Genomic DNA, 19,714 nt, shown 5'->3' on the forward strand with positions numbered 1-19,714 from the left:
TGGTCGATTATGGCTCCTAACACCAAGCGCGCTTCGATGTTCCCGTGCCCAAGGCAAGGATGCTTTTCGCGAACGCGGCGCTCCGGGAACTTTGTTGAAGCAAGGGAACAAACCTTTCGCCCGGAAGTTTGGGGCGGCAAAGCCATTCATATGAGGAGTTGTCGTGAAACGTATACTGGTCACGGGAGGCTGCGGTTTTATCGGCCGCCACGTCGCCCAGGAACTCGTTGAACATGGTTATGGGGTTTCAATTCTAGATGCGCTGCTGGACCAGGTGCATGGCGGCGAGGCAATCAGCCTGCCGGCAGGCGCCAAGCTGATCAAAGGCGACGTTCGCGATCGCGACGCCATCACAGAGGCGGTCGACGATGTCGACGCGATCATTCACCTGGCGGCTGAGGTGGGCGTCGGCCAATCCATGTACGAGATCGTCCGCTATGTCGGCACCAACGACCTCGGCACCGCCACGTTGCTGGAAGCGCTGATCAAACGCCCGATCGAGCGGATCGTCGCCGCTTCTTCGATGAGCGTCTATGGCGAGGGTCTCTATGCCACGCCAGACGGCCGGCGCATCGACAATGCAAGACGGCAGCCGGACGACATCCGCAGCGGCCAATGGAATCCCCTGTCGCCGGAAGGTGAAGTCCTGTCGCCGCTGCCCACCGACGAGCAGAAACCAGTCGACCTCGCCTCGATCTACGCGCTGACAAAGTACGCCCAGGAACGCGCCGTACTGATCTTCGGCGAAGCCTATGGCGTCGACGCGGTGGCGCTGCGCCTGTTCAATGTCTTCGGCGCCGGACAGGCGCTCTCGAATCCGTATACCGGCGTGTTGGCGAACTTCGCCTCGCGCATCGCCAATGGCCAGCGGCCGCTGATTTTCGAGGATGGCGAACAGCAGCGCGATTTCGTGCATGTGCGCGACGTTGCCCGCGCCTTCCGGCTGGCGCTGGAACAGCCCCAGGCGCGAAGCCACGTCATCAACATCGGCAGCGGGCGAGCCTACGCCGTCAGCGAGGTCGCCCGGCTGCTCGCCGAAGCAATGGGCGTGCCTGGCCGCCAGCCGGAAATCCTCGGCAAGGCGCGCTCCGGCGATATCCGTAACTGCTTTGCCGATATCTCGAAGGCGCGCGAACTGCTCGGCTTCCAGCCGCAGCACCGGCTGGAGCATTCGCTCGGCGATTTCGTGGCATGGGTGCGCAACACGGTCGCCATCGATCGCAGCGCCGAGATGAAGCGGGAACTCGAAGCGCGAGGACTGGTATCATGAGACCGGATTCACCCAATTTTCGCGATGCGCCCGTCGCCATTATCGGCGGCAGCGGCTTTATCGGCTCAAACCTCGCCGACAGCCTGTTGTCGGATGGCGAACCGGTGCTGGTCATCGACAATCTGAGCCGTCCCGACGTCGAGCAGAACTTGGAATGGCTGAGGCAAAAGCACGGCAGCCGCCTCACCATCGAAATAGCCGACATCCGCGGCGCCGAGGCGCTGATGCCGCTGGTGGCTGGTTCGAAGGCGGTTTTCCACTTTGCCGCGCAGACCGCCGTCACCACGAGCCTGGTTCGGCCGGACGAGGATTTCGACATCAACCTGCGCGGAACGTTCAACGTCCTGGAAGCCGCTCGCCGCAGCGGCAAGCGCATCCCCATCGTTTTCGCCAGCACCAACAAGGTCTATGGCCGCCTCGCCGACCTCGCCATGCGCGAAGAGGACGACAAATACGCGCCTTGCGACGCGGCCATCCATGCGCACGGCGTCGACGAAACGCGCGGCCTCGATTTCTGCACCCCCTATGGCTGCTCCAAGGGCGCGGCGGACCAGTATGTCCTCGACTACGCCAAGTCATACGATCTGCCGACGGCGGTGCTGCGCATGAGCTGCATCTATGGCCCGCGCCAGTTCGGGACGGAGGATCAGGGCTGGGTCGCCCATTTCCTGCTCAGCGCCTTCTCCGACCGGCCGATCACCATCTATGGCGATGGCAAGCAGGTGCGCGACATCCTGCATGTTGCCGACGCGGTCGCGGCTTACCGCGCCGTGCTCGACCGCATCGAGGCGGTCAAGGGCGAGGCATTCAATCTCGGCGGCGGACCGGAAAACGCCGTCAGCCTGCGCATGCTGCTGAACGAGATTCGCGACATAACGAAACGGGACGTTCCGATCCGTTACGATCGCGAACGCACCGGCGACCAACCGTTCTTCGTCGCCGACACACGCGCGATCGAGGCGGCGCTGGGATGGAAAGCGCAGGTCTCGTGGCGAAACGGCATTCGCGACCTCGCCGACTGGCTGCAGCGTCATCGCCTCGACCCGCATCCCGAACCGGCGAGGTACGTGGCATGAAGGTCGCCCTAGTCAATCCGTCCTGGACCTACCAGGACAGCATCTATTTCGGTTGCCGCCAGCCGCATCTGCCGCTCGAACTCGGCTATTCGAAAGCCTTGCTCGAAGCCGCCGGCCACGAGGCGCTGATGCTGGACGGGCAGATCCAGAAGCTCGACAACGCCGCGCTTGCCGATCGCGTCGCCGCCTTCGAGCCTGATATGACCGTCGTCACCACCGCGCCGACCTACCTGTTCTGGCGCTGCGCACCGCCCGAGTTGCGCGTACCGGCCGATTTCCTCAACCATCTTGCCGGGCGCGGCGGCCGCACTGTCGCCGTCGGGCCGCATGGTTCGGCGACGCCGACGCCGACTTTGCGCAAGCTTGGCGTCGATATCGTCGTGCGCGGCGAATGCGAGGAAGTGGTCGCACAACTTGCCCGACGCGACAACTGGAGCGCAGTGCCGTCCACCGCCCATTTCGAGAATGGAGAACTGGTTTCGAACGGCGGCGTGCATGCCAGCTCGTTCATCGACCATCCAGCGCTCGAATGGCCGTCGGACTGGATTGCCGCGCATCAGCATCATCATCACCGCTTCGACGACGACCAAATCGGTTTCGGTGCGGAAGTCGAGGCGTCGCGCGGTTGCCCCTATAATTGCAGCTTCTGCGCCAAGATCGATTTCCGCGATGCCTATCGCCGCCGGAACCACGAGGCGGTGATCGCCGAGATCGACCGGCTGATCGCACAGGGCGTCGGCTACATCTACTTCATCGACGAGATCTTCCTGCCGCAAAAGGCATTGCTGGAAGCGCTGGTCGATCGCGATGTGAAGTTCGGCGTGCAGACCCGGATCGACCTCTGGAAGCCGGAACTGCTGAAGCTGCTCGGTGCCGCCGGTTGCGTCTCGATCGAAGCGGGGCTCGAAAGCCTGACGGTGGAAGGCCGCGCCATGCTGGCCAAACGCTGCCGGCTGGGCACCGAGGAACTGGCCGCGTTGCTGGTCGATGCAAGGCGCCACGTGCCGTTCGTCCAGGCCAATCTGATCGGCGTGGTCGAGGACGATCCCGCGCTGGTCGATTATTGGCGGAAGCACCTGATCGACAACGGCGTTTGGGCCAACGAACCGGTGCCGCTTTATCCTTATCCGAGTTCGCCGAGCTACCGCGAACTTTGGGGCGAGCCGGACGATCTCGCCTGGGAGCGCGCGCACGAACATTATCTCGCATCCTTCCAAAGGTTCAGCGACATCCAGGAGAAGCGGCCGCGTCCGCTGGCCGAATTGGAGGCCACATGTTGCGGACACTGAGCTCGCGGCCGCGGCGTATCCTGATGACTGTCGATGCCGTTGGCGGCGTCTGGCGCTATGCGCTCGATCTGGCCAGGCAACTGGTCGCCGGCGGCGACAGCGTCGTGCTCGCCGGGCTTGGTCCGGAACCGTCCAGCCAGCAGGCCGAGGAGGCCCAGTCATTTGCGTCGCTGACATGGCTTAACACGCCGCCCGACTGGATCACCCGCAACGAGCACGATCTCGACGCATTGCAGCAGGAGCTGCACCCGCTCATACGTGACTACGCCATCGAGGTCGTCCATCTCAACGCGCCGACCCAGGCCGCGGGGCTCGACGTGCCCTGCCCGGTCGTGGCGGTGTCGCATTCCTGCGTGGTGACATGGTTCCACGCCGTCAAAGGACAGACGGCGGACGGCGAATGGGCCTGGCAGAAGGAGCGCAACCGGCGCGGTTTCGACAACGCAGGCATGGTCGTTGCACCGAGCCGCAGCCATGCCGACATGCTGGAAACCTGCTACGGGCCGATTGCGCGCCTGAGCGTCGTCGGCAACGGCGCACGGCCCGGCCAGAAGAGCGAAAGGCGGGAATCGGTCGTGTTCGCCGCCGCGCGCTGGTGGGACGAAGGCAAGAACGCGGCGGTGCTGGACCATGCCGCCTCCCTGACGCAATGGCCGGTCTTCGTCGCCGGCTCCTTGCAAGGCCCGGACGGCCAGCATGTTGGCTTCAGCCACGCCGTTCCGGTCGGGCCGGTACCGCATGAGGACGTGCGCTTGCTGATGGCGCGGGCCGGCATTTTCGTATCGCCGTCGCTGTACGAACCGTTCGGCCTGGCCACGCTGGAAGCCGCAATGTCGAAGACGCCTTTGGTGCTCGCCGATATTTCGACTTATCGCGAATTGTGGGACGGGGCGGCCATGTTCTACGACGCGCGCGATCCGGGCGATCTCGCCAGATGCATCAACAGCCTTTGCAGCGACGCGCAGCGCCGGCGAGAGCTCGGTGAGGCAGCCGCCCGCCGAAGCCGCAGATTTTCATTAGCAAGACAGGCGACCGCCATGCGCGGCATCTACGACAAGGCGGCCCTGGCCACCATGGCGGATAGTTGATTATGCGGTTTTTGTTCTACACCCATTCGATCGTTTCCGACTGGAACCACGGCAACGCACATTTCCTGCGCGGCATCATGCGTGAGCTGGTCGCACGCGGGCACCAGGCCATCGCGCTGGAGCCTGCCGACGGCTGGAGCCGGTCGAACCTGCTGGCCGAGAAAGGATCCTTCGCGATCGAGCGATTCCGGAAAGACTTTCCCGAGTTGATGCCGGTCACCTATGATGCCGCCTTCGACCACGAAGCCTGGATCTCCGACGCCGATGTGGTGATCGTGCATGAGTGGACCGAGCCGGACCTTGTCGCGCGGCTGGGCAGGGCGAAAGCGAATGGCGGGCGTTTCACGCTGCTGTTCCACGACACGCACCATCGCGCCATCTCGGCCACGCAAGCGATTTCCGCCTTGCGGCTTGAGCATTATGACGGCGTGCTCGCCTTCGGCGAGGCGCTGCGGGAAAGCTATCTCCGCGCTGGGTGGGGCAAGCGGGTCTTCACCTGGCACGAGGCAGCCGATGACCACCTGTTCCAGCCACATCCTGAAATCGAGCGTAGTTCCGACCTTATCTGGATCGGCAATTGGGGCGACGACGAGCGCGGCGCCGAAATCAGGGAGTTCCTGGTCGACCCGGTGCGCGAACTCGGCCTGAGCGGAACCGTCCACGGCGTTCGCTATCCGCGGGAGGCGCTCGCCGACCTTGCGGCCGCCGGCCTGCGCTACGAAGGCTGGATCGCCAATGCCGACGTGCCGAAGGCATTCGCGGCGAACCGTATCACGGTCCACATCCCGCGGCGTCCGTACCGCGAAAGCCTGCCCGGCATCCCGACCATCCGCATGTTCGAGGCGCTCGCCTGCGGTATTCCGCTCATTTCGGCGCCCTGGTCCGATGTCGAACGCTTATTCAGGCCGGGCACCGATTTCCTGTTTGCAAACACCGGCTTCGAGATGCGGCATCATCTTCGCGCCGTGCTGCGTGACGCGGATCTCGCCGCTTCCCTGGCGACATCGGGCCTCGAGACTATTCGCTCACGGCACACATGCCGGCACCGGGCGGATGAGCTGTTCGGCGTGCTCGCCGAATGCGGGCACCGCCAAGCCGCCGACACGATCCTTGCAAAGGAGGCAGCCGAATGAAGATCGCATTCTACGGGTCGAGCCTGCTGTCGTCCTATTGGAACGGTGCGGCCACCTATTACCGCGGCCTGCTCAAGGCCCTGGCAATGCTCGGCTATGACATCACCTTCTACGAGCCGGACGTCTACGATCGCCAGAAGAACCGCGATATCGAGGCGCCGGACTGGTGTGCCGTCGTCGTCTATGAGGCCACCCCGCACGCCATGATGCAGGTGGCGGCGCGGGCCGCCGAAGCAGATATCGTCGTCAAGGCAAGCGGCGTCGGTTTCGCCGACGACGCGCTGTTGCGGGCGGTGCTCGATCACGCCCGTGCCGATGCGCTCACCGTGTTCTGGGATGTCGACGCGCCGGCGACGCTTGGCCAGTTGCGCGACGAGCCCGACCATCCGCTGCATCGCGCGCTGCAGGAAATCGACGTCGTGCTGACTTATGGCGGCGGCGACCCGGTGGTCTGGGCCTATCGGGCAATGGGGGCCGCCGAATGCGTGCCGATCTACAATGCGCTCGATCCGGAGACGCATCATCCGGTCGACAAGGATATGCGCTTTGCCTGCGATCTCGCCTTTCTCGGCAACCGGCTGCCGGACCGCGAGGCGCGCGTCGAAGCCTTCTTCCTCGATCCGGCCGGCCGCTCGGCCGATCAGCGCTTCCTGCTCGGCGGCTCGGGCTGGGGCGACAAGCAGATGCCCGCCAATGTCCGATGGCTCGGCCATGTCGGCACGCGTGACCACAATGCATTGAACGTCACGGCCAAGGCGGTGCTGAACATCAGCCGCGACAGCATGGCGGCCAACGGTTTTTCGCCTGCGACGCGGGTTTTCGAGGCGGCGGGCGCCGGCGCCTGCCTCATCACCGACGACTGGCTCGGTGTAGACCTGTTCCTGAAACCCGGCGAGGAAATCCTGGTCGCGCGCGATGGCGACGATGTCGCCGAGATCATGCAAAGCCTTAGCGCCGAACGAGCCAAGGCGATCGGGGCATCTGCGCTTCGGCGGGTGCTTGGCGAACATACCTATACGACACGTGCCGTTTTGGCCGACGCCATTTTCAGACGTCATTTCGAGCGTCCGACCGTGGAGGCGGCCGAATGACAAAGCCGCTCGACATCGTCTTTCTTGGCCTGTCGCTCTCCTCATCCTGGGGAAACGGCCACGCCACCACCTTTCGGGGGCTGCTTAAAGGTCTCCACGAACTCGGCCATCGCGTCACCTTTCTCGAGCGCGATGTGTCGTGGTACGCAAGTCACCGGGATCTGCGCGATCCCGATTTCTGCGCGTTGCGCTACTATGAAACGACCGACGATCTTCGCCGCAACTTTGCGCGCTGCCTGCGCGATGCCGATATCGTGGTCGTCGGCTCCTTCGTCCCGGACGGCCCTGAAATCATCGACGTCGTGGCATCGCTGCGCACGGGTCAGTTTTGCTTCTACGACATCGACACGCCGGTCACGCTGGCAAAGCTTTCAACCGATGATTGCGAGTATATTGCCAGGCGGCAGGTCCCGTATTTCGACGTCTATTTCTCTTTCACCGGCGGACCGACGCTCGCCCGTCTGACGGCGGAATTCGGCGCGAGGCGGGCCGAGCCGCTCTACTGCTCCGTCGACCCGGAACGGCATCACGGAACCGGTGATCCAATCCGCTGGGATCTCGGCTATCTCGGCACCTACAGCCCCGACCGCCAGGCGACGCTGGAGGCCCTGCTGTTCGAACCGGCGCGTCGCATGCCGGAGCGCCGCTTCGTCGTGGCAGGTTCGCAATATCCGCGCGAAATCGTCTGGCCGGGCAATGTCGATCGTATCGAACACCTGCCGCCGGCAGATCACGCCGCCTTTTACAGCCGCCAACGCTACACGTTGAACGTCACGCGCAGTTCCATGATCGCGGCCGGATGGTCGCCCAGCGTGCGACTCTTCGAGGCAGCCGCCTGCGGCACGGCGATCATCAGCGATAGCTGGGCCGGACTGGACAGCCTGTTTCCAGAGCGGACGATCCACACGGCGCGCAGGACCGAGGACGTAATCGGTATCCTGTCCGGGGAATCCGACGGCGCCCGGCTTGCCATGGCCAAGCAGGCGCGCGTGCTCATCCTGGCAGCTCACACAAGCATCGCAAGAGCCCGCGAATTCGTTTCGCTGCTGGCGCAGGCGAAATCGCCACGTTCTGTTCTCGATCTGGACGTCGAGAGCGCAGCATGACCCGCAGACGGGAGAAGATAGAGATGCAGCTATCAAAAAAGGCGCAACGGACCAGGACCGTGCTTGTCGCCGGCGGCGCAGGCTTCCTCGGTTCGCATCTTTGCGAGACAATGCTCCAGGCCGGCTGGCGCGTGATCTGCGTCGACAATTTCCTTACCGGCCGCATGGAGAACATAGCATCGATCGCCGATCGTCCGGATTTTCGGCTGATCAAGCAAGACATTTGCCGGCCGTTGGAGCTTGGCGAACCGGTGGACCGCATCTTCAACATGGCATGCGCGGCCTCGCCGCCGCGTTACCAGGCCGACCCGGTCCACACGACGCGGACTTGCGTCATCGGGACGCTCAATCTGCTGGAGCTCGCCGCCCGCAACGGCGCCCGCTTCCTGCAGGCGTCCACCAGCGAAATTTATGGCGATCCCGAACAGCATCCGCAGAAGGAAGACTATGTCGGGCACGTGAACTGCATCGGCCCACGCGCCTGCTATGACGAAGGCAAGCGCACCGCCGAAACCTTGTGCTTCGATTATTTGAGAATGGGAAAAGCCGATATCCGTGTCGCGCGCATCTTCAATACCTATGGTCCCAGGATGGACCCTGCCGACGGACGGATCGTTTCCAACCTGATCATGCAGGCGCTCGAGAGACGGCCGCTGACGATATTCGGCGACGGGCTGCAGACCAGGTCGTTCTGCTACGTTTCCGATCTGGTCGACGGCTTGATCCGGTTGATGGAGGTCGATCCCAATCCGCGCCAGCCCGTCAATCTGGGCAATCCGGGGGAGTTCACCATCCTGCAATTGGCGGGCCTGGTGAGGCGCATGACCAGTACAGAATCCGCCTTGAAATTCCTGCCGCTGCCGCAAGACGACCCTCGCCGGCGGCAACCCGACATCTCCCGCGCCAAAAAGCTTCTCGGCTGGTCGCCAAAGGTGCACCTTAGGCAGGGCCTGATGCACACAGTCAGCTATTTTGCCGAGCTTGAGACGGCGCAGATGATCGACAGAAGACGTCGAATTGCCGCCACCGTGCGTCCGGCTTCAGGCCGGCTGCAAAATCTGCCGGCCTGAAGGCGGGGAGCGTCTAGGCCGCTTGGTCATGACGGAAAGCGCCGCCGTTTCGGATTTGGTCACTTTTTCTCGTCGCGGGAACAACCCGTCCAGCTTCTGGTTCGGCCAGGATACCGGCATGGAGACGATTGTGCATCCGAAGCGATCCGCCAAAGACATCGAGCAAATGGCCGCAAGAGAGACGGCTGCCTTCCTGCGGCGCGCCTCCATCACCTATCTGGAATGTTGCGTGAGCCTGATGCTGACGCATCTTCAGAGGGAGGAAGTAGCGGCCATCCTCGAAAAGGAAGCGGATATGCTGCGCCGGCTGGACTGATCCCGCTCGAGCGGCCGCAGGTCGCCTTGGCTTTCCAGGAAACGAAGCAGCGCTGCAGCGTAACGTCTTGCCGCGGCCGCCAGCCGGTCCCGTTCCCGACCGTCGCCCGATCGCTCAGCCAAGCTCCACAAGCCAAGCTGGAAGGCGAGATAGCAGGGCTCGTAGTAGTGGACCAGACTGGCATCGACGGGACGGGACGTACTCGCCTCGACAGCTTTGCAAAGTGCCGCAGTCGCCGCGCTGGAGAGGCTGTACTCGACACGGGCGCCGGCAATGTCCCAGGCGATGTCCTGGCAGCCGATCAGATCGTGCGATCGGCAATGATCGAGGGCGTCCGTCTTCACGAGCATGCCATTGCTTGGAAGAATGAACTCCCACGGATGAAGTCGCCCGTCGATCTCGACCCGCTGCATGCTCTTGCGTGGAGCCTGTTTCGAGAACCAGGTCTGCAGCTCCGCCGCGCGGCTTTCGCCCAGCGCCTCACGTGTATTCTGCACGGCCATGTCGGCAAGCGCTTCTAGCGAGGCACCCGGCTCGGAGGCGGGCAGATTGGCTGCGCGCCAGGCCAGATAGCGCGCGAGATGAGCGACCACTTTTTCTTTCGAAAGTCTTGCCCGGTCCAGCGTTGTACCGTCGATCCAGCGTTCGACGAGAAAGCCATGGCAGAGCCCGGCGATTCCCGGGCCAAAGCCTGCATCGTGCAGCCTCACGGCGACCTCGGCCTTGTGCATTCCGATTTCACCGAGGCCGACGAATTTGACCGACCATTTTTCCCGACCCGCAGAAGCAAGAGACTTTCGCCGCTCGAAGCCGCGGTGGACGGGGGGCCAATGATCCTGCGAACCATAATGGAAGCGACGCCACTCTCCGCCGGATGTTTCGATCAGGCTGACCGCCGTGCGGCCGATCGTCCTGGCCACCCACGCCCGTAACGTCGGGACAACGGATCCGGCGGGGAAAGTCCGTTCGAAGTCCGCGGTGTGTTTTTGGCAAACCGTCCATGCCTCGCGACTGTCCGCCGACGCTTCGGGGCCTGGGCCACCCACATGGCTGGGGAACAGATGGATGCGCACGGCATCGATGCCCCGCGCTTGGAGCCATGCGACGACGGCGTGGAACGAACTGCCTGACAGGCCCGGGCCTTCGTCGACGACGGCAAAGCGGGCCGACGGCCTCCACCTCCAGCCGCCGATCAGCTCCGGATCGGCGGCAAGCCGCCTGCGAAACGGGTGGCCGATCGGCCGGACACTGACGGGTGCCGGTGCGCCGATGGCTGCCGCCACCATCGCTGCCAACCCCAGGCCGATGCTGCGGATGCCGATCACGCATGTCTTCGCATCGAGACCCGACTGCCGCGCGGCGACGAAATAGCTCTCCGGATAGAGCGCATAATGGGCAAATCCTTCAGCCGTGCCGGTCAGGATTTCGCCATCGCAATCGAGTTCGGCCAGCATTCGCAGCGCTTCAGCATCGATCGGGCCATCAATGGCGAATCCGGCGTTCCACGATCTGCCCACGTCCCGGGCCAAGCCGACCAGGAGATTTGTGCCCGCGATCCGCTGTGAGGAATTCCTGTCCATGCCGTTGGCCTCGAATTCAGCATCGGCAAGGCCCTGGACCAATTCCGAGACCCTGACGAACAGGCCGACCAGGGCTGCGTGCCGTCCGATCCCGCTTGGCATGTCCGCAATGTGCCCGGCCGCGTCGCAGGCCGAGGCGCGAACATATCGCGCGCTCCGAATTTGCTTGTGGTCGCCATAGACGATCATTGTCCCGTCCCGGTTGGTCTCGCCCCCAGCTGCACAACTCGGCGGGCGCTACTTTGATCCACTATCGGTTGCACGATTTTTGCAGCCGGCAAGGAACAATCCGGGAGGCAGGCGGTTTGGCACGAAGAACTTACCTTCAACAGCATAGGCAGCGGTTTCGTGGGATCGAAGAAAGTTCGAATCGGAATAGTGGGCGTCGGCAACTGCGCCTCCTCCCTTGTTCAGGGCATCACCTATTACCGCGACGCAAGGAGCAATGAACCCATACCCGGGCTGATGCATGCCGATCTTGGCGGCTATCATGTCAAGGACATTGAAGTGGTCTGCGCTTTCGATGTCGCCAAAGGCAAGGTCGGACGCGATGTGGCTGACGCGATCTACAGCGCGCCGAATAATACTTTCCGCTTTGCCGATGTCGCGCCTACCGGCGCTCGCGTCGAACGCGGACCGACGCTGGACGGCATCGGCAAATATCTGCGCGACGAGATCGAGGAGGCCGAGGAGCCGGTCGCCAACGTCGGCAAGATCCTCGCCGAAAGCGGCGCCGAAATCCTGGTGTCCTATCTGCCAGTCGGTTCGGAAGAGGCAACGCGCTTCTATGCCGAGTGCGCGCTCGAGGCGGGCTGCGCCTTCGTCAACTGCATACCAGTCTTCATCGCTTCGCGGCCGGAGTGGCGCCAACGCTTCGAGCAGCACGGCCTGCCGCTGATCGGCGACGACATCAAGAGCCAGGTCGGTGCGACCATCGTCCATCGGCTGCTCGCCAACCTGTTTCGCGAGCGCGGCGTGCGCATCGATCGCACGTACCAGCTCAATTTCGGCGGCAACACCGACTTCCTCAACATGCTGGAGCGCGAGCGGCTTGAATCGAAGAAGATCTCCAAGACGCAATCCGTCACCAGCCAGCTCGACGTTCCCCTGGAGCCCGGCAATATTCATGTCGGGCCGAGCGACCACGTTCCATGGCTGACCGACCGCAAGTGGGCCTATATCCGGGTCGAAGGCACGACCTTCGGCGGCGTGCCGCTGAACGCCGAGCTCAAGCTGGAAGTGTGGGATTCGCCCAACTCGGCCGGCGTCGTCATCGATGCGGTGCGTTGCGCCAAGCTGGCGCTCGATCGCGGCATCGCGGGCGCGCTGACCGGTCCCTGCAGTTATTTCATGAAATCGCCGCCAGAGCAGTTCACCGACGCGGAGGCCCGCCAGCGCACGCTCTCTTTCATCGCCGGTAAGGACGAGCCGATGCTCGATGCCGCGGAATGACGACGACGTTCTTACTGGTGCGTCACGCCGCGCACGACAATGTCGGCTGTTATCTTGCCGGACGGCTAGCTGGCGTGTGCCTTGGCGAGGCCGGCAAGGCACAGGCCTCGCATCTGGCTGACCGCATGGCACGCGAGGCGATAGCGGCAATCCTCTGCAGCCCGCGCGAACGCACGCAGGAGACTGCCAATCCGATCGCGCTCGCCTGCAATGCCGGCGAAATCGTGATCCGCGAGGAACTCGATGAGATCGACTTCGGCACCTGGTCGGGAAAGACCTTCGAAGAGCTGAACCAGGATGCCGACTGGCGGGTCTGGAACGATCAACGTCAGCAGGCGAGAACACCGAGCGGCGAGACCATGCTTGACGTGCAGCAACGCGTCGTCTCGCTGATCGAGCAGGTCCGCGGAACATACCAGAACCAGTGCGTTGCACTGGTCAGCCATGCCGACGTCATCAAGGCCGCCGTGTGCAAGGTGCTCGGCGTGTCGCTGGGAAACTGCTTTCGCTTCGATATCGACCCGGCGTCGATCACCACGGTTGTTTGGGGAGACTGGGGGTCGAAGCTGATCAGACTCAACGAAGCTGCCTGACGAGGAATTTGCCGGATGCGCATGGTCATTTTCGGTCTTACCGTGACATCGTCGTGGGGCAACGGCCACGCCACGCTGTGGCGCGGATTGATCCGGGCGATGGCCGGGCTGGGCTGGTCCATCACCTTCTTCGAACGCAACACCCCCTATTATGCCGGGACGCGCGACCTCGACCAGTTGGATGGCGGCAACCTTGTCCTTTACCCCGATTGGGAGGACATCCAGCGCGTTGCCGAGCAGGCAATGAACGAGGCCGATGTCGTCATCGTCACCTCCTATTGCCCCGATGCCGTGAGCGCGTCGCGCCTTGCCCACCAGGCCTGTCGCGGGCTGAAGGTCTTCTACGATCTGGACACGCCGGTGACGCTGGCGCGGATCGAACAAGGTGATCCTCCGGCCTATTTCGGGCCGGAAGGGCTTCGCGATTTCGATCTCGTGCTGAGCTATACGGGAGGAACCGCCATCGACGCATTGCAGTCGATGCTGGGTGCACGCCGCGTTATGCCGCTCTACGGCCATGTCGATCCAGAGCGACACCGGCCGGCCCCGCCCAGGCCGGAGTTTGCCGGCGACCTTTCCTATCTCGGGACCTATGCGGCGGACCGCCAGGCCGGGGTCGAGAGGCTGCTGGTCAGCCCGGCTGCGCGCCTGCCGGATCGCCGTTTCATCATTGGCGGCGCACAATATCCGCAAGAATTCCCGTGGAGCGACAATATCTTCTTCGTCCGGCATCTGCCGCCGGCCGACCACCCTGCTTTCTTTTCATCGTCACGGCTGACCCTGAACGTGACCCGCGAGGCGATGGCCGAACGGGGCTGGTGTCCTTCCGGCCGGCTGTTCGAAGCCGCCGCTTGCGGTGCCGCGATGGTGAGCGACACATGGCCCGGACTGGAGGCCTTTTTCCGGCCCGGTGAAGAGATCGTCGTGGCCAACAGCACCGACGACGTGGTCGCCGCGCTCGACCTGTCCGACGCCGAGCTTGACGCGATCCGCCGCCGAGCGCGCGAGCGGGTGCTGGACGAACACACCTCGGCGCGGCGCGCGAAGGAATTCGACCGCATCCTGTCCGATGCACCGCACGGCTCCACGCATGGCGAGCCGTTGAAGGAGGCAGTTTGATGTTGGGCATCGTGCCCGCCGCCGGACGCGGAAGCCGCATCCAGCCGCTCGGCTTTTCTAAGGAGCTTCTGCCGGTCGGCAGCCGCATCGACGGCAACACCGAGCGGCCTTGCGCAGTCAGCGAATACCTGGTGCGCCGCATGGTGCGCGCGGGGGCCGACAAGATCTGCTTCGTCATCGGCTCGGGTAAGTCGGATATCCTCGAATATTATTCTGCCGGCTATGCCGACGCGGCCGCTCTGTTTGTGGTGCAGCCCTCTCCGGTCGGCCTTTGCGACGCCATCTTCCGCGCCGCACCACTCGTCGCAGCCGACGAGACCGTTCTGGTCGGTTTGCCCGATACAATCTGGTTTCCCGAAGACGGCTTCCTGGCCCTTCCGGGCGACAGCCTGTCCTTCCTGCTGTTTCCGGTGGACCAGCCGGAGTTCTTCGATGCCGTCGTTGTCGATGAGGACGGCCGGGTGAAGCAAATCCAGGTCAAGCAGCAGAATGCCCAATCGAACTGGATCTGGGGTGCGTTCAAGATGCCCGGCCGCACCCTTCACCGGCTCGCCGCGCTGTGGCGGGAACGGGACCGGTGCGACGAATATATCGGCACGCTGGTCAACGCCTATCTCGCCGCCGGGGGCGAAGCGCATGGCATCAAGGCCGGCACGGCCTATGTCGACGTCGGCACCTTCAACGGCTACCGCACCGCACTTCGGCTGCTTGAAAGCGCCACCGGTACCAAGGACGACCAAGCCGCCATTACGCTGCCCGGCCACCAGCACGTCCCTATCCTCGCCGGCGAAGGAGGCTAGCCATGCTGCATTCCGATGCCGAAATCCGCCGCCGTATCGATGCGCTCGGCCCATGGTTCCACAATATGGAACTAGCCGGCATCGAAACCGCTCCCGACCATTTCCTTGGCAATTATCCGCTGATCAAATGGCGCAAGTTCGCCGACGCGATTCCCGCCGATCTTTCCGGCAAGGCGGTGCTCGACATAGGCTGTAATGCGGGTTTCTACTCGATCGAGATGAAACGCCGCGGCGCCGGCCGCGTGCTTGGCATCGATTTCGACGAGGCTTACCTGGCGCAGGCGCGCTTTGCCGCTGAGGTAGCGGACTGCGATATCGAGTTCCGGCAGCTCTCGGTCTACGACGTTGGCGCGTTGCGTGAGCGGTTCGACATCGTGCTGTTCATGGGAGTGCTCTACCATTTGCGCCATCCCTTGCTCGCACTCGATCTGATCCGGGAGCATGTCGCCGATGACCTGATGATCTTCCAGTCGATGCAGCGCGGCAGCACCAACGTGCCGGCGCTCGAGCAGAATTATCATTTCTGGACCCACGACCTGTTCGACCGGCCGGAATTCCCAAAGCTGCATTTCATCGAGCATCGTTATGCCGACGACCCGACCAACTGGTGGATTCCCAACCGTGCCTGCACCGAAGCCATGCTGCGCAGCGCCGGCTTCGAGATCGTGCTGCAACCGGAGCAGGAGGTCTATTTCTGCCGCACCGCCGACGTACCGGCCGGCGGCGGTGCCGTCTACCCGTCGAAAGGACAGATAAATGATTGAAGCCGCGATGATCTGGAACGAGCCCAACAACAAATCCCACTGGGATCCGGAGCTCGACCCCGACTGGAGCCGCTTCGCCACTACGGCAATCCTGGCCGCCGACGCGATCGCGTCGGAGAATCCCACCTTGACCAAAGTCCTTGGCGGCATCTCGCCGATCGATGCCGGCTTCATGACACGGATGAAGGAATTCGGCGTGCTCGATCATGTCGACGCGGTCGCCGTGCACGGCTTTCCGCTCGACTGGAACCTCTGGCAGATCCACGAATGGCCGCAGAAGATCGGCGAGATCTCGGCCGTCACTGATCTTCCGGTGTGGGTCAGCGAGGTCGGCGTCTCGACCTTCGGCGCCGAGGAGGTACAGGTCTGGGGCCTACGCCGGACCGCGGAATTGCTGATCGGCAACGCACCGCGCATCCAATGGTACAGCCTCTACGACCTGCCGCGCGAGTGGGAAGCGACGACGCGCCATCGCGAGGCGGAAGGCTCCTCCTACTATCGCCACTTCTACATGGGCCTGCTTCGCCAGGACGGCACGCCAAAGCCGGCGCTCGAGGAATTCCTGCACCACACGCCGGCAATGGGACTGGTGCAGTGGTTCCATTTCGAAGATCACCGGCTGGATGACGCCGTCGCCTGGATGAAACGGCTCGGCGTCACCAATCTGCGCACCGGCCTTTCCTGGGCCGACAGCTTCAGGCCCAACGCGCTTGACTGGTTCGACCGGCAGATGGAGGCGTTGGCCGACTTCGACGTGACGGTCACCTTCTGCTTCACGCCGGAACATCGCGGAATGATGCCGCACCACAGCAGTCCGCCGCTGGTGCCGGAGGAATTCGCCGAGTTCTGCGCGGCAATGACGCGCCGCTATGCCGGCAGCATCGCTGCCCCTTGCGTCGGCAGGCTACGCGCCTCCGCTGCGTGAGGAGCCATGACGCTCACCGTCCTCAACGTCGCCTATCCCCTCGCCCCCGTCGGGCCGGATGCGGTCGGTGGCGCCGAGCAGGTGCTGTCGATGCTCGACCAGGCGCTCGTACAGGCCGGACACCGCTCTATCGTGATCGGCTGCCAGGGCTCGAGCGCCGCGGGTGTCCTCATCGAGACGCCGGCCGAGCCGGGCGTGCTCGATGAAGCGGCGAAGCGCCGGGCGCAGCGTGCTCATCGCGCTGCAATTGCTACCGCACGCGCTCGCTGGCGAATCGACGTGGTTCATTTGCACGGCATCGATTTCGATGGCTATCTGCCGGACGACGGGCCGACATTGGTGACCCTGCATTTGCCGCTCGACTGGTATCCGGCCGACGCTCTCAATCCGGCGCGGCAGGATTTGTGGCTGCATTCGGTATCGGCGGCTCAGCAAAGAAGCGCACCGCCGGGCGCCAGGCTGATCGGGCCGATTCCCAACGGAGTGGACATCGACGCGCTGAGCGAACCACAGGCCAAACACGACTTTGCGCTCGTGCTCAGCCGCGTCTGCCCGGAAAAGGGCATCCATCTGGCGCTGGTCGCAGCCAAGAAGGCCGGTGTGCCGCTGGTCGTCGGCGGCAAAGTCTACCCCTACGAAACCCACACCGCGTATTTTCGCGATGAGGTCGAACCCCGGCTGGACGACCGGCGCCGCTTCCTCGGTCCGCTCGGCTTTGTCGCCAAGCGGCGCCTGCTGAACACAGCCTGCTGCCTGGTCATCCCGAGCCTTGCCGCGGAAACCAGTTCGCTCGTCGCCATGGAGGCGCTCGCCTGCGGCACCCCCGTGGTGGCCTTCCCGAATGGCGCACTGCCGGATGTGGTCGAGCATGGCAAGACCGGGTATCTGGTCAGGGATGTCGACGAGATGGCGCAAGCCATCGTTGCCGCACGCGGCCTGGACCCCCAGACCTGCCGGGCCGAGGCGCGGCGGCGCTTTTCACTCGACCGCATGGTTTCCTCCTACATGGACGCCTATCGGGCGCTGGCACGGCTCGGCACAGACAGCGGGCAGCTCGCGACGGCGAAGTGAGCGGGACATGCTCCACAGTGAGATCATCGACGATCCGGCGCACCTCGAAACCCTCGAGCCGCACTGGTGGGAGCTTTGGTCGCGCAGTTCCTCGGCGACGCCGTTCCAGTCTCCCGCATGGTTGCTGCCATGGTGGCGGACATTCGCCCCCGGCGAGCTAGCGACGGTCGCCGTCTGGCGTGGCGACGATCTGGTCGGCCTGGCGCCACTCTATCTGGAATGCCAGGAATCCGGCGCGCGGCTGCTCCCGGTCGGGATTTCGTTGAGCGACTATCTGGACGTCCTTTGTCTTCCCGAGATCGCCGAACCGGTCGCCGCCGGCATCGCCGACACGGTTCTTTCCCTCGGCTGGTCGCAGTGGATCTTGCAGGACCTGCCTCCCGGCGGCGCCGGGCTTGCCATCAGGCATGCCGCGCTCGAATCGTGCCAAGCCGTCGATCATGCTGCTTGCCCGGTGCTCGCCCTCGCCGGCGATCAGACGCTTCACGGCTGTGTTCCGGCGCGGCGGAGGCGCCAATTGCGCCGCGCCCACAGGGCCGCGTCGAGACGCGGCAGGCTCTCCATCGAACCCGCTTTGTCCGATCCGCAGACATTCCTCGATCACCTGATCCGCCTTCACCGCGCGCGCTGGGCCGGACACGGCGACGGCGTTCTGTCCGATACCCGCGTGGAAGAATTCCATCGTCACGCGCTGCCGCAGCTGGTCGCACAAGTGCTTGCCCGATGCTGGCTTATCACCATCGGTGACGCGATCGTGGGCGCCTATTACGGGTTCCATCATCGGGGCCGCGCTTACGCTTACCTCGGTGGCTTCGATCCGGCCTACGCCGAGGAAAGTCCCGGCGCGCTGCTCATCGGCCAGGCGATAAGGCAGGCGATCTGCGAAGGCGCGGAAGAGTTCGATTTTCTGCGCGGACAAGAGGCCTACAAATACAGCTGGGGCGCCGTCGACCGGTGGTCGATGCGCAAGATCTGGACGCGGAGCAAAGGATGATGAGCGCGACCCAACCGGGATCTCGGCGGTCGACATCAGCAAGGCGGGTGCTGGAGGAATGCATGGCAGACGGTGCCGGCGTCGAAGCCGTCATCGCCAGGCTGGCTCTCCGTTTCGAGACAGGAATCGAAGCCGCAGAACTGGCGAAGATTGCGCAAAACACGCACTCGGCCGATCCGCGAAAGACGGCAAAACTACAACGGATTGCGGACCTGCTTCAGCGCAGGCCCGGGATCTTCGCCATGCTGCGCAAAACAGGTGGTGCCGTTCGGCACGAGCGTGGCGAGGGCGAAACGGACGATGCGGTCGTCAAGCGGCTGGCGGCGGGTTTTGATGCGGCGGCGGCAATCTCCCCGGCGGCGAGCGTCCAGCTGTCGTCGCTGGGCAATGAGGAAAAGCTCTCGGCCGCTACGGCTGAGATCGTTGCATGGCTGGAGAGGCGAAGCTTTACCGGCACCAGCCGCGACATACTGGATATTGGCTGTGGTATCGGCCGGTTCGAACAGGCGCTCGCCGCTCTGTCGCACCGGATCGTCGGCAGCGATATATCCCCAGCGATGATCTCGATCGCCCGCCAGCGATGCGCCGGGCTCGGCAATGTAGAATTCCGCCCTACCCGCGGTTTCGATCTTGCCGATTTTCGCGATGCCAGCTTCGACCGCGTGCTGGCCGTCGACAGCTTTCCCTATCTGGTGCTGGCCGGCCTCGCGGAACGACATTTCGTGGAAATCGCGCGCGTGCTGAAAAGGCCGGGCATGGCCGTGCTTTTGAATTATTCATATCGCGGATCGCCGGCGCTGGATCGCGCCGACGTTCATAAATTCGCCAATGCAAATGGCATGCAAGTCCTCGTCGACGGGGAAAAGCCGTTCCGGCACTGGGACGGCGATGCCTTCCTGCTTACGATTTCCGGCGGAACATTGCGGCCCAACGCTGGTTCGGATGCCGACGGGAAAAGCCGCTATTCGACAGTATGA

At 63.9% G+C, this 19,714-nt stretch carries 19 protein-coding genes; 18 read left to right on the forward strand and 1 reads right to left on the reverse strand.

Features of this window, described 5'->3' with window-relative positions:
- The first annotated feature begins 163 nt into the window (after positions 1-163).
- The 9 genes from AC0L2P_RS08905 to AC0L2P_RS08945 are packed head-to-tail and all read left to right on the forward strand — an operon-like array spanning position 164 to position 9,439.
- Positions 164-1,270, forward strand: coding sequence for an NAD-dependent epimerase/dehydratase family protein (locus AC0L2P_RS08905; protein ID WP_473500852.1), 1,107 nt, complete (start codon positions 164-166; stop codon positions 1,268-1,270).
- Positions 1,267-2,346, forward strand: coding sequence for an NAD-dependent epimerase/dehydratase family protein (locus AC0L2P_RS08910; RefSeq protein ID WP_473500854.1), 1,080 nt, complete (start codon positions 1,267-1,269; stop codon positions 2,344-2,346). Before AC0L2P_RS08905 ends, AC0L2P_RS08910 begins: the two co-directional genes overlap by 4 nt.
- A complete protein-coding gene (locus tag AC0L2P_RS08915) occupies positions 2,343-3,635 on the forward strand; it encodes a TIGR04295 family B12-binding domain-containing radical SAM protein (RefSeq protein ID WP_473500855.1) in 1,293 nt (430 codons plus the stop codon). Before AC0L2P_RS08910 ends, AC0L2P_RS08915 begins: the two co-directional genes overlap by 4 nt.
- Positions 3,620-4,723, forward strand: coding sequence for a glycosyltransferase family 4 protein (locus tag AC0L2P_RS08920; protein WP_473500856.1), 1,104 nt, complete (start codon positions 3,620-3,622; stop codon positions 4,721-4,723). The genes AC0L2P_RS08915 and AC0L2P_RS08920 overlap by 16 nt, the downstream gene beginning before the upstream one ends.
- 2 nt (positions 4,724-4,725) lie before the next feature.
- Positions 4,726-5,856, forward strand: a complete 1,131-nt coding sequence (locus AC0L2P_RS08925; protein WP_473500857.1) for a CgeB family protein — start codon at positions 4,726-4,728, stop codon at positions 5,854-5,856.
- On the forward strand, positions 5,853-6,947 hold the full coding sequence (locus AC0L2P_RS08930) for a CgeB family protein (protein ID WP_473500858.1): 1,095 nt from the start codon (positions 5,853-5,855) through the stop codon (positions 6,945-6,947). The genes AC0L2P_RS08925 and AC0L2P_RS08930 overlap by 4 nt, the downstream gene beginning before the upstream one ends.
- A complete protein-coding gene (locus tag AC0L2P_RS08935; protein WP_473500859.1) occupies positions 6,944-8,053 on the forward strand; it encodes a CgeB family protein in 1,110 nt (369 codons plus the stop codon). Before AC0L2P_RS08930 ends, AC0L2P_RS08935 begins: the two co-directional genes overlap by 4 nt.
- Before the next feature lie 23 nt (positions 8,054-8,076).
- The gene (locus AC0L2P_RS08940; protein ID WP_473500861.1) at positions 8,077-9,123 is read left to right on the forward strand and encodes a UDP-glucuronic acid decarboxylase family protein; all 1,047 of its coding nucleotides are present in this window, start codon (positions 8,077-8,079) and stop codon (positions 9,121-9,123) included.
- 28 nt (positions 9,124-9,151) lie between these two features.
- Positions 9,152-9,439 carry a hypothetical protein gene (locus AC0L2P_RS08945; protein WP_473500862.1) on the forward strand — a complete coding sequence of 96 codons (288 nt, stop codon included), beginning with the start codon at positions 9,152-9,154 and terminating at the stop codon, positions 9,437-9,439.
- Here the strand turns inward: AC0L2P_RS08945 and AC0L2P_RS08950 are convergent.
- Positions 9,376-11,208: a hypothetical protein gene (locus AC0L2P_RS08950; RefSeq protein WP_473500863.1), complete on the reverse strand. Its 1,833-nt coding sequence runs from the start codon at positions 11,206-11,208 to the stop codon at positions 9,376-9,378. The two genes, AC0L2P_RS08945 and AC0L2P_RS08950, sit on opposite strands and share 64 nt — an antisense overlap.
- A 159-nt stretch (positions 11,209-11,367) precedes the next feature.
- Here AC0L2P_RS08950 and AC0L2P_RS08955 point away from each other — a divergent pair, with 159 nt between their 5' ends.
- The 9 genes from AC0L2P_RS08955 (at position 11,368) to AC0L2P_RS08995 (ending at position 19,714) form a co-directional block, all read left to right on the forward strand.
- Positions 11,368-12,471, forward strand: coding sequence for an inositol-3-phosphate synthase (locus AC0L2P_RS08955; RefSeq protein ID WP_473500864.1), 1,104 nt, complete (start codon positions 11,368-11,370; stop codon positions 12,469-12,471).
- Entirely contained in the window at positions 12,468-13,064 is a 597-nt protein-coding gene (locus AC0L2P_RS08960; protein WP_473500865.1) for a histidine phosphatase family protein, read from the forward strand. Before AC0L2P_RS08955 ends, AC0L2P_RS08960 begins: the two co-directional genes overlap by 4 nt.
- Before the next feature lie 15 nt (positions 13,065-13,079).
- On the forward strand, positions 13,080-14,183 hold the full coding sequence (locus AC0L2P_RS08965; protein WP_473500866.1) for a CgeB family protein: 1,104 nt from the start codon (positions 13,080-13,082) through the stop codon (positions 14,181-14,183).
- Positions 14,183-14,983 carry a nucleotidyltransferase family protein gene (locus tag AC0L2P_RS08970; RefSeq protein WP_473500867.1) on the forward strand — a complete coding sequence of 267 codons (801 nt, stop codon included), beginning with the start codon at positions 14,183-14,185 and terminating at the stop codon, positions 14,981-14,983. The genes AC0L2P_RS08965 and AC0L2P_RS08970 overlap by 1 nt, the downstream gene beginning before the upstream one ends.
- Positions 14,984-14,985: 2 nt before the next feature.
- Positions 14,986-15,747 carry a TIGR04290 family methyltransferase gene (locus AC0L2P_RS08975; RefSeq protein ID WP_352660331.1) on the forward strand — a complete coding sequence of 254 codons (762 nt, stop codon included), beginning with the start codon at positions 14,986-14,988 and terminating at the stop codon, positions 15,745-15,747.
- Positions 15,740-16,672 (forward strand): glycoside hydrolase 5 family protein, encoded by a 933-nt coding sequence (locus tag AC0L2P_RS08980; protein ID WP_473500868.1) that lies wholly within the window; start codon positions 15,740-15,742, stop codon positions 16,670-16,672. Before AC0L2P_RS08975 ends, AC0L2P_RS08980 begins: the two co-directional genes overlap by 8 nt.
- Before the next feature lie 6 nt (positions 16,673-16,678).
- Positions 16,679-17,743, forward strand: coding sequence for a glycosyltransferase (locus AC0L2P_RS08985; protein WP_473500869.1), 1,065 nt, complete (start codon positions 16,679-16,681; stop codon positions 17,741-17,743).
- Between the two features lie 7 nt (positions 17,744-17,750).
- Complete coding sequence (locus AC0L2P_RS08990; protein WP_473500870.1) at positions 17,751-18,737, forward strand: GNAT family N-acetyltransferase; 987 nt, start codon at positions 17,751-17,753, stop codon at positions 18,735-18,737.
- A 62-nt stretch (positions 18,738-18,799) separates the two neighbouring features.
- A complete protein-coding gene (locus AC0L2P_RS08995; RefSeq protein WP_473500871.1) occupies positions 18,800-19,714 on the forward strand; it encodes a class I SAM-dependent methyltransferase in 915 nt (304 codons plus the stop codon).

The sequence above is a fragment of the Mesorhizobium sp. WSM4836 genome (assembly GCF_055811815.1).

Excerpts from the sequence above, each read along its gene's own strand:
- AC0L2P_RS08910 (WP_473500854.1), top strand. The coding sequence starts at position 1,267 with ATGAGACCGGATTCACCCAATTTTCGCGATGCGCCCGTCGCCATTATC.
- AC0L2P_RS08915 (WP_473500855.1), top strand. The coding sequence starts at position 2,343 with ATGAAGGTCGCCCTAGTCAATCCGTCCTGGACCTACCAGGACAGCATC.
- AC0L2P_RS08920 (WP_473500856.1), top strand. The coding sequence starts at position 3,620 with ATGTTGCGGACACTGAGCTCGCGGCCGCGGCGTATCCTGATGACTGTC.
- AC0L2P_RS08925 (WP_473500857.1), top strand. The coding sequence starts at position 4,726 with ATGCGGTTTTTGTTCTACACCCATTCGATCGTTTCCGACTGGAACCAC.
- AC0L2P_RS08930 (WP_473500858.1), top strand. The coding sequence starts at position 5,853 with ATGAAGATCGCATTCTACGGGTCGAGCCTGCTGTCGTCCTATTGGAAC.
- AC0L2P_RS08935 (WP_473500859.1), top strand. The coding sequence starts at position 6,944 with ATGACAAAGCCGCTCGACATCGTCTTTCTTGGCCTGTCGCTCTCCTCA.
- AC0L2P_RS08940 (WP_473500861.1), top strand. The coding sequence starts at position 8,077 with ATGCAGCTATCAAAAAAGGCGCAACGGACCAGGACCGTGCTTGTCGCC.
- AC0L2P_RS08945 (WP_473500862.1), top strand. The coding sequence starts at position 9,152 with ATGACGGAAAGCGCCGCCGTTTCGGATTTGGTCACTTTTTCTCGTCGC.
- AC0L2P_RS08950 (WP_473500863.1), bottom strand. The coding sequence starts at position 11,208 with ATGATCGTCTATGGCGACCACAAGCAAATTCGGAGCGCGCGATATGTT.
- AC0L2P_RS08960 (WP_473500865.1), top strand. The coding sequence starts at position 12,468 with ATGACGACGACGTTCTTACTGGTGCGTCACGCCGCGCACGACAATGTC.
- AC0L2P_RS08965 (WP_473500866.1), top strand. The coding sequence starts at position 13,080 with ATGCGCATGGTCATTTTCGGTCTTACCGTGACATCGTCGTGGGGCAAC.
- AC0L2P_RS08970 (WP_473500867.1), top strand. The coding sequence starts at position 14,183 with ATGTTGGGCATCGTGCCCGCCGCCGGACGCGGAAGCCGCATCCAGCCG.
- AC0L2P_RS08975 (WP_352660331.1), top strand. The coding sequence starts at position 14,986 with ATGCTGCATTCCGATGCCGAAATCCGCCGCCGTATCGATGCGCTCGGC.
- AC0L2P_RS08980 (WP_473500868.1), top strand. The coding sequence starts at position 15,740 with ATGATTGAAGCCGCGATGATCTGGAACGAGCCCAACAACAAATCCCAC.
- AC0L2P_RS08985 (WP_473500869.1), top strand. The coding sequence starts at position 16,679 with ATGACGCTCACCGTCCTCAACGTCGCCTATCCCCTCGCCCCCGTCGGG.
- AC0L2P_RS08990 (WP_473500870.1), top strand. The coding sequence starts at position 17,751 with ATGCTCCACAGTGAGATCATCGACGATCCGGCGCACCTCGAAACCCTC.
- AC0L2P_RS08995 (WP_473500871.1), top strand. The coding sequence starts at position 18,800 with ATGGCAGACGGTGCCGGCGTCGAAGCCGTCATCGCCAGGCTGGCTCTC.